This is a genomic window from Frankia sp. Hr75.2 (genome assembly GCF_949319125.1).
Lineage (GTDB): Bacteria > Actinomycetota > Actinomycetes > Frankiales > Frankiaceae > Parafrankia > Parafrankia soli.
Map to the genome: position 1 here is coordinate 1 of NZ_CASGGV010000182.1, position 978 is coordinate 978.

The following is a 978-nucleotide window of genomic DNA, read 5'->3' on the forward strand; positions in this document are numbered from 1 at the left end:
TACTACATGAAACGGGCCGCCGTCGCGATGATCGGTCTCGGCGCCAACCCCGCGGAGGAAGCCGTTTACCCACTGCTGCTCACTGACGCGGACGGCGACCCGCTCGACGGATCCGTCGACTACGTGCTCCGCTTCGAGCGCGACGAGCTCCCTCCGGTCTCCGCGTTCTGGTCGATCACGATGTACGACGAACACGGCTTCCAGGTGGCCAACCGGCTCAACCGGTTCGCCCTCGGAGACAGGGATCCGCTGACGTACAACGCTGACGGATCGCTCGATCTCCATATCCAGCATGCGTCCCCCGGATCCGCTCGGGAATCGAACTGGCTGCCGGCCCCGCTCGGCCCGCTGGGTGTCACGATGCGGCTCTACGAACCCGACCCCGCGGTCCTGTGCGGAGCATGGTCACCGCCTGCGGTACGGAAGGCCGCGAGCCGCCCCGGCTGACAGCTCCCCGGCGGATCCCACCGACGGGCCGAAGGTCCGGCTTCCCAGACTTCGGCCCCCGGCAGGATCGTTGTCGTGACGGATCTGCGCGCCCATGTTCTCGCCCGCCTGGATCAGCTCGAACAGACCGCTCGCGATGTTCCCGGGGCGTCCATCTGGAACGCCCGCCAGGTCGCCGGCATGACCGGGGTCGCGCCCGCGGTCGCCGAGCACATCGCCCAGTGGAGCCCGGCCCGCATCCTCCCCTGGACCAGCGGCGCCCGCGAGCTCACCGAGCTGCACCACGACGTCGACGGGAAGTGCGCTGTCTGCCTCGACGTATATCCCTGCCCGACCTTGTCCGTTGTGGCCCGAACCCTCGGCATCACCCCGGGCCGATGAGGTGGGCGGGTGGATGGTGGTTCACGCGGCGTGATCTCGCAGGAGTGCGCGGATTGATTCGTCGAGGTGGAACGGGCCGCCGTTCCGGGTGGTGATCGCGTCTGGCGCCACGTGCCGAGTGGCTTCGGCGAGGACCTCGGCGGGTCGGGC

2 protein-coding genes are annotated in these 978 nt (G+C 69.2%); both read left to right on the forward strand.

Annotation, left to right across the window (positions count from 1 at the left end; genetic code table 11):
* Nucleotides 1–447 (forward strand): DUF1214 domain-containing protein (locus tag AC559T_RS14145; protein WP_498868989.1); only part of this gene is annotated, 447 nt, incomplete at its 5' end.
* 75 nt (nucleotides 448–522) lie between these two features.
* Nucleotides 523–828, forward strand: a complete 306-nt coding sequence (locus AC559T_RS14150) for a DUF6221 family protein (RefSeq protein WP_498868990.1) — start codon at nucleotides 523–525, stop codon at nucleotides 826–828.
* Nucleotides 829–978 lie beyond the last annotated feature (150 nt).